Annotated in this window: 7 protein-coding genes and 1 pseudogene; 1 reads left to right on the top strand and 7 read right to left on the bottom strand. The window is 63.9% G+C overall.

What is annotated here, in order from left to right; translation table 11 throughout:
• Positions 1-111: 111 nt before the first annotated feature.
• The 6 genes from EN932_RS24645 to EN932_RS24670 form a co-directional block, all read right to left on the bottom strand.
• Positions 112-783 (bottom strand): molecular chaperone TorD family protein, encoded by a 672-nt coding sequence (locus EN932_RS24645; protein WP_127367123.1) that lies wholly within the window; start codon positions 781-783, stop codon positions 112-114.
• Positions 784-976: 193 nt separating this feature from the next.
• Positions 977-1,690, bottom strand: coding sequence for a DUF3306 domain-containing protein (locus tag EN932_RS24650; RefSeq protein ID WP_127367124.1), 714 nt, complete (start codon positions 1,688-1,690; stop codon positions 977-979).
• Positions 1,687-2,190 (bottom strand): DUF3305 domain-containing protein, encoded by a 504-nt coding sequence (locus tag EN932_RS24655; RefSeq protein ID WP_128338252.1) that lies wholly within the window; start codon positions 2,188-2,190, stop codon positions 1,687-1,689. The genes EN932_RS24650 and EN932_RS24655 overlap by 4 nt, the downstream gene beginning before the upstream one ends.
• A gap of 26 nt (positions 2,191-2,216) precedes the next feature.
• Positions 2,217-3,233, bottom strand: coding sequence for a DUF6352 family protein (locus EN932_RS24660; RefSeq protein WP_127367762.1), 1,017 nt, complete (start codon positions 3,231-3,233; stop codon positions 2,217-2,219).
• Positions 3,230-3,772: a DUF6505 family protein gene (locus EN932_RS24665; protein WP_128338251.1), complete on the bottom strand. Its 543-nt coding sequence runs from the start codon at positions 3,770-3,772 to the stop codon at positions 3,230-3,232. The genes EN932_RS24660 and EN932_RS24665 overlap by 4 nt, the downstream gene beginning before the upstream one ends.
• Complete coding sequence (locus EN932_RS24670; protein ID WP_128338250.1) at positions 3,763-4,509, bottom strand: biotin/lipoate--protein ligase family protein; 747 nt, start codon at positions 4,507-4,509, stop codon at positions 3,763-3,765. Before EN932_RS24670 ends, EN932_RS24665 begins: the two co-directional genes overlap by 10 nt.
• A 110-nt stretch (positions 4,510-4,619) precedes the next feature.
• Here EN932_RS24670 and EN932_RS24675 point away from each other — a divergent pair, with 110 nt between their 5' ends.
• Positions 4,620-6,656, top strand: a complete 2,037-nt coding sequence (locus tag EN932_RS24675; RefSeq protein WP_128369130.1) for a 4Fe-4S binding protein — start codon at positions 4,620-4,622, stop codon at positions 6,654-6,656.
• Positions 6,657-6,658: 2 nt separating this feature from the next.
• Here the strand turns inward: EN932_RS24675 and EN932_RS24680 are convergent.
• Positions 6,659-7,077 (bottom strand): annotated as a pseudogene (locus EN932_RS24680) (hypothetical protein); the annotation flags it as partial.

Here is a 7,077-nt window from a genome sequence, read left to right on the forward strand (position 1 = left end):
GTGGAGGCGCCGCCGAACGCCCGGAGGAAGCTGCGCCGGCTCAGTCCCGTCGATCGCTCCTCCTGCATTGCAACCTCCATCTGTCAGGGGCATCCGGCCCGCTTGCATTTCCTATGCGCTTCGCCGCGTCTCCATGGCAAAGGCTTCAGTTTCGATGTCGATAAAGGTTCGACCGGCCACGCCGACCGATCGGTAGAATTTCGCCGTTTTTGCGCTTTCCAGATCGCCAAAGAAACGTCCGGCCCATGGCGCGAGGTGCCGTTCGAAGAAAGCCTGCTCTTCGCCGGCCGCCACCTCGAAATGATTGCTGGCAAAGCCGCTCATGATCTCGCAGAGCGTTCCGAGATGATCCTCCGGGTCGCAGTGGCCGGCGGCTCGCTCCATGCCGAGGCGCATCATGTCCTGGCGCAGGCGGGCGAGTGGCCGTTCGTTGAGAAAGCCCGTGAGATAGTAGGAAGCGTAGGGAAGAAGCTCTCCGCGTCCCACGCCGATGAAAAGTTCGAAATATTCGCGATTGATATCATCCGCGCAGGTGCAGGCCGCTGCCCGGCCCAAGGCAGCGTGAGCGCGACCGAGCGGCGTGTCGCTGCTGTCTTGCAGGCGGGCAAGCCGGGTCAGGAAGCCGCTATCGGGTGGCTTGAGCAATAGCAACGCGAAGAGGGCATATTCGTCGGCGCGGGCTTGATCGATATCGTCAAGATCAGCGCCATCGAAATCGATGATTGAAGCATCCGCTCCATCCGACGATCCATACGCCTGGTCCAGGGGCAAGTCCGGGTTCATCGTGTGACCTTGACCGTGCTTCCGAGATTAGGTCAGCGATTGTAGCCCCACCCCGAACGATTGCAACAGCAGTCTGACGAATTCGTGCGGCTGGTCTAGTAGCAAGTCGGTGTTGGTCGTGTGACCTTGATCGTGGGCCCCTGATTGGGTGAGCTATCGTGGCTCTGCGCTACGGGTGCAGCAGGTCCCGGCGTCAGCGCGGGATCGCTCTGCCGTGGCGCGGCCGGGAGAGGACCTCGGTACTTCGCGAGGGCGGAGAGACAGGGCCCGCGTCCGCCGCCTCTATCTCACCTGCTCCGTCAACTGGCGACCTCACCTCGGTAGGCTCGACGGTCTGGGCTTCTGGCGCATCGGTATCAGCTTCGCCAACTGGCGGCGTATTCTCCGGCCATTGGGCGTGCGCTTCGCCGGGCGCCCGGGCGGGCCAAGGCCGGGGAATTGCGGCTGTTTCCCGCTCATTCGCTTCGATGGGTAAAGCCATCTTTGATAGAAAGCTGACGACTGCTTCCTTCGCGTCGAGCGGGCCGAACCCTGCCATCGAACCCGCCTGGTTGAAGTCCCAGGCGTATTCAGAGGGACCGACATAATCGCGAATTGCCGGATCGAGAGACCACATCCTGCGCGTCGCGGCGCTCCTCAGCGCCGCAGGGACGCCTTTTCTCAAGAAGGCCGTAATGTCGCTTTCAGGCGTCAGGTCCTCGACGCGGGGGAGGGGCTCGGCGGGTCCGTCTGGTTCGTCTTGCGTCGATCCCGCATCCTGAGCCGTGGCTCGGCGGGCAGCGCCGGCATCCACCGCCGCAGCGTCAGGTACCAGCTTCTCGTCGTCCGTTGCTTGAAATCCGGCCGAGCGCACAGACAGCTTCCGGCGCGACCAGCGGGCGAAGATGTTATCATTGCCGCCGCTCATTCCTTGTCTCCAGTTCCGGAAGGCCAATTGCGCCCCGCATCAAGGTTTGCCCGATCGCGCTTGCGCTTGACGAACGGCCGCTCGACATGGTGGGCTTCGACGAAGGCGGCAAGCTGCTGCTGGATCTCGGCCGGCATCGGCACCGCCTCGATGATGTCGGTGCCGGACTCCGTCAGCGACTCGGCGTCCGACGGATCGGCGGTTACCAATTGCAGCAGGACCCCGGGAGGCGCCTTCGTGTGCCGGAGCGATACCCACAGGCTCGGCTGCTGAGAACGTAAGTTCTCCCGGTACATCGTCGTGTCCGCTCCGAAGAACTCGATGTCCGCCGCTCCCGCATAATAGCGGGTTACTGTTGCGGTTTCATCGAGCGCCGTCCAAGCTGCGGCTACCGGAACGCCGACGAGCACCGCAACGGGCATCCAGGCATGATCGACCCACGGGTTCTGCAGAGTCCGTCGCTCGACGACGACACCGACTTGAGTTGTTTCCCGAACCAATTCGGAATCCTGACTGTCCACAATGCCTAACTTGCGGGTGTGGCGGCTCGAAGCGGCAGGCCGGCGATTAGGTTCTGCGGCTTCATGCGAACCATGCGGTCGGATGTCATCGCCATGATCAACCAGATCGGCCGCGCACCCACTTCCGGCCTAACTTCGTCGAATTCGGAGAAGTCGAGCCGAAACAAAGCTATAATGCGCTTTGCCGCCTCAGGGTCAAGGTCCTCGCCTGTCCACAGCGCATTGCCGATACGCGTCGCCTCCGCGTCCAGACCGACGAACCATGCCCAATCGTCGTCCTCGGTCCGCTCGACCGGCTCAACCCTCACCTCAATGGCCAGCAGATGGCGTATCCAGGCCTCGATCGCGGCGGCAAGGCCGCGCCGCGCCGGACTGTCGACGTCGCCGAGGCCAAGCACCATGTCAAAGGCATCGCTCCTGCCGAAATAGCTGCAGGCATTCTTCTCCTCGAGAACCTGCAGCTCGGTGACGGCAGGCCCTCCGAGCATGTTCAGGAGAGGCGAGGCGTGACGGTTCTGCTCGTGGACTTCAATGGTTTCCGCATCTGCAAGCAGCAGCGCACCTTCATGGAGGGTCACTCGCTGGGCACGGTAAAACAGCTCGGCCGCACGCAGCACGAAGGGATCGTCGTCGCCGTCAAGCGCATTGCGCAGCACCAGCTGCGCAAGCTGGTTCATGAACAGGGGCGGAATGTCGGCAGCCGAGCCGCGCGCGAGTTCGAGATAGCAGGCTTCGAGGGACGGCGCTGCCAAAAGGCGATTGCGAAAGGCAATCATGAACTCCCAGTTTTCCCGAGCATCCGGGTCGTCGATCGCGGCGATCTCCTCGTTCCCGACCGGCCGGCGCGGATCGTGCATCAGCAACTCGTGATGCAGCCGCAACTCCGCCGCGCACGCATCTTCCGGCGGCAGAAGCTCAGGGCGAGCCAAATAAGCTTTGAGGAACGGATCAGTCACCATCAACCGGCCTGCCTTGTCGCGATCGAGCAGATGGTGGCCCGAAGAAATCCAGAAATCTATCATTTGTGCCTACCCGCCAGCACCACGATGTCGACTTCTTCCATCGCACCCTCTTCTCCCTCGACCTCGATGATGCGGAATGCGGCCGCCGGATCAAGGCGGCTCACCTTCCGGTGTAGGGTGCGGAACGATTCACGGATGCCCGCCTCCTCGCCAGCGCGGTGCAGCGCAACAAGGGTGTTCGGCGGATGACTGCACAAGGACTGCGCGAAGGCGATTTCCTCCTCGGCGGCCGCGCGCGCGACCGCCATCCCGGGCGCTCCGCAACGGGCGACAAGCTGCTCGGCCAGTCTTTCGGTCGCAGCCGCGACTTCTTCCGCGGTGGCCTCCGTCACGATGACGAGGGTGGACCAGCCGAAGCTCTTAACCCCCATGAAGCCGGCGCGGAAGGCTTGTCGTTCCTTGCCGGAGAGGCTTTCGACATCGGCGGCGAAGAACCGGAAAGTCCCCGTGACGGCCCACTCGCCGGGTTCCGCGGCGTGGGAATAGACGAAGCCATCCGACGGATCTAGGCGGATCGTGCGCAGTAGCTTTAGAGCCATGGCACACCCGTAGCGGGATCGAGCCACGAAGGTGAGCCAAGAGCTTCCACCAAACTCCGCCTTTCGGAGGCTCCCGGGCAAGGCTTCCCCGGAAGCAGCAGGTCGCCATTGTCAGCGATCCGAACGTCCTGGCCTCGGTGTGAGGAGCGGTGCAGCCATTGGCTGGCGAGCGATGCGAAGCCGGTTTCGCCCCATTCGTGGAACGCGTTCATCAGGTGACGGGAGAAGCTGGCGATGATCTCACCAGGATCGGGGGCTTCGAAGCCCAATTCGTCAAGCGCGCCGAGTAGCGGCCGCTCGCCAGGTTCGTAAGCGCGCACGGCCGCGATGCGGATCATGGCAGAAAAGACGAGCCAGGCCGGCGTCTCCTCGTCGCGAGCTCCCTCAGGCCAGCCCAGGCGTCCGCCGCCAACGAGAGCGCCGTCGATGCGGATCGCGTCCGGCCAGTCGAAGGTGACCGGCATTTCAGGCGGTGCACGCGCTGCAAGCGCGTCGGCCAGAGCGTTCATTCCGGCATAGATGGCAAGGCGGGCCTGCGCCAACGATTGTTCAGGCTCCAGGACGACCGCGAACTCGGCCAGATCATAGCGCCGTACCCAGACCAGCGTCCCTGCACCCTGCTCGCCGGCAATGGCGCGGGCGTGCTCGAAGGCATCGCCGGCTTCTCTCAAGACAGTGAGGCTGTAGAGCGGGGGCAGATCGAGGGCGCGGTCGGTGACCGAAGCACGCTGGGGCATGATGCCGATCCATTTTTGATGACGGCGGCCTAATTCTCCAATAATGTATATACTGTCTCTACAGTAAAGGCGCTACCGCAGCGGGCGGTGTCGCGTAGCCGGGAGGCGCAATGAGCCTGGACAAACCGCGCACGGTCTTCATCTGCTCCTGCGAGCGCAGCATGCCTGGTTTTGGCGACAGCGTGCGCCGCGGATGCAAAGACGCTCAGGTGCAATCGGGCGATCAGCTGTGCGGCGCCGAAATCGAGCGTATCCGCAACAGATTGAGCGAGGGGGGAGCCATCACCATAGCCTGCACACAGCAGGCGCCGCTTTTCCGCGAAGTCGCTGAGGAAATCGGCTTTGCGGGTGACCTCGATTTCGTGAACATCCGCGAGGCGGCAGGCTGGTCGGCAGAGGCCGCATCCGCCGGGCCGAAGGCGGCGGCACTCGTCGCGATGGTGGCCGAACCGACCTCGCCGCCCGCCCTCGTCACGCTTCGAAGCAATGGCGTGGTGCTGGTTTATGGCCGCGACCAGGCGGCAATGGAGGTCGCCTGCCAGCTTGCCGGGGATCTGGACGTGACCGTCCTGCTGACGCGACCCGCGGAGGTTACACCCAACCGCGTGTGGGATTTCCCCGTCGTGCGGGGCAGGATCCGCAATGCACAAGGCCATCTGGGTGCCTTCGAGCTGATCGTTGATGATTTCGCCTTGCCAGTTCCCTCTTCGCGCGACCGCCTGCGCTTCGGTGCGGCTCGTGACGGCGCAATCTCTAAAGCAGACATCGTGATCGACCTCTCCGGCGGCGTTCCGCTATTTCCGGCTCACGACCTGCGCGCGGGCTACCTCAAAGCGGATTCCGCCGACCGGGCCGCGGTAACGGCCGTGATCGCCAAGGCTGCTGGCCTCGTCGGCGAATTTGACAAGCCGCGCTACATCGATTTTTCCGCCGATCTGTGCGCTCATTCACGCTCCCGCATCATCGGTTGCACGCGTTGCCTGGATCTGTGCCCTACCGGTGCGATTGCCTCGGCCGGCGACCACGTGATCGTCGACGCAGAAATCTGCGCCGGTTGCGGCAATTGCGCGGCCGCCTGTCCGACCGGTGCAGCCGCATATGCCGTTCCGGATGCGCAAACCCTGCTTCGGCGGCTGCGTTCGCTCCTGGTCACATATCGAGAGGCGGGTGGCAGGGATCCGGTCGTTCTGTTCCATGACGGCTATCACGGCGAGCCGCTGATTGACGCGCTCGCGCGGTTCGGCCCAGGCCTGCCTGCGAATGTACTGCCAGTCGCCGTGAACGAGATAACGCAATTGGGAATAGAGGCGTGGATAGCGCCGGTGGCATGGGGCGCGGCGGCGGTGATGGCGCTCGCCTCCGCGAAGCCCAAGCACGAGCTCACCGGCTTGGCCCGCAACGTCACCATCGCCAATCTCCTCGCGCGATCGCTCGGCTACGGGTCAGAACTCTGCGGCCTGATCGAAACCGACGATCCGGACATGCTGAGGTTGGCGCTCGACCGTGTGCAACCGGGCTCCAGCACGCCGACGCCAGCGACCTTCCTGCCCCTGGGGGACAAGCGCAGCCTGTTGCGAAACAGCATGATCGAACTGCATCGCGCCGCGCCGACGCCAGTCGAGCGCGTAGTGCTCCCAGCGGCAGCGCCGTTCGGCGGGCTCGATATCAATGTCGAGGGCTGCACGCTCTGCCTCTCCTGCGTGTCGGCGTGCCCAACGGCTGCGCTCTCCGACAGCGAGCAACAGCCTGCATTGTACTTTTCCGAAAGTGCCTGCGTCCAATGCGGGCTCTGCGCTGCGACTTGTCCGGAGAAGGTGATCCGTCTCGCCCCGCGGATTGATTTCCCGGCATGGAGCGCGCCACGTCGGGTCGTCAAGGAAGAACAGCCCTACGAGTGTATCCGCTGCGGCAACCCGTTCGGGACCCGCAGTACGATTGAGCGGATCGTCGCCAAGCTGGAAGGCAGGCACTGGATGTTCTCGGGCGAAAACGCGCGGCGGCTGGAACTGGTGCGGATGTGCGACAATTGCCGCGTCGATGCCGCCATGAGCGAAGACCTCGATCCCTATGCCGGTCCTGGCCGGCCGGCCCCGCGAACGACAGAGGATTATCTCCGGGACCGGAACTCGGAAACCAAACGGGTCTAAACTCAGTTGCTGCGGGTCTCGGCCTGTAGGAATCGTATCAGCGCCGCCCGATGCTCGGGGTCGCGAATGGTCTGCTCGGGCATCTTGGTGCCCGGCGTGTATCTGCTCGGGCCAAGCTCGAACAGCTTCGATACCGTTTCGGGCGTCCAGACGATGTCCATCTCCCTGAAAGCGGGCGAGTATCGGTAGCCAGGCACGGATGCGATCCTGCGGCCGAAGATGCCGTGAAGCGTGGGACCGGCGCGATCGCCCTCGTGGGGATCGAGCGTGTGGCATGCGACGCAGGCGCGGAACACCTCCGCGTCCGGATTGCCGGCATATTCGGCCATCGGATCGGCCGAACCCTCGATCTTGGTTCCGAGCCGTTGCCCGGCCTCGACATTCCATTCTCCCACCATTTGATCCCCGCCGCCGCTCAAAA

It is taken from the genome of Mesorhizobium sp. M7A.F.Ca.US.002.01.1.1 (genome assembly GCF_004022955.1).
Classification (GTDB): domain Bacteria; phylum Pseudomonadota; class Alphaproteobacteria; order Rhizobiales; family Rhizobiaceae; genus Mesorhizobium; species Mesorhizobium ciceri.

Excerpts from the sequence above, each read along its gene's own strand:
- EN932_RS24645 (WP_127367123.1), bottom strand. The coding sequence starts at position 783 with ATGAACCCGGACTTGCCCCTGGACCAGGCGTATGGATCGTCGGATGGA.
- EN932_RS24650 (WP_127367124.1), bottom strand. The coding sequence starts at position 1,690 with ATGAGCGGCGGCAATGATAACATCTTCGCCCGCTGGTCGCGCCGGAAG.
- EN932_RS24660 (WP_127367762.1), bottom strand. The coding sequence starts at position 3,233 with ATGATAGATTTCTGGATTTCTTCGGGCCACCATCTGCTCGATCGCGAC.
- EN932_RS24665 (WP_128338251.1), bottom strand. The coding sequence starts at position 3,772 with ATGGCTCTAAAGCTACTGCGCACGATCCGCCTAGATCCGTCGGATGGC.
- EN932_RS24670 (WP_128338250.1), bottom strand. The coding sequence starts at position 4,509 with ATGCCCCAGCGTGCTTCGGTCACCGACCGCGCCCTCGATCTGCCCCCG.
- EN932_RS24675 (WP_128369130.1), top strand. The coding sequence starts at position 4,620 with ATGAGCCTGGACAAACCGCGCACGGTCTTCATCTGCTCCTGCGAGCGC.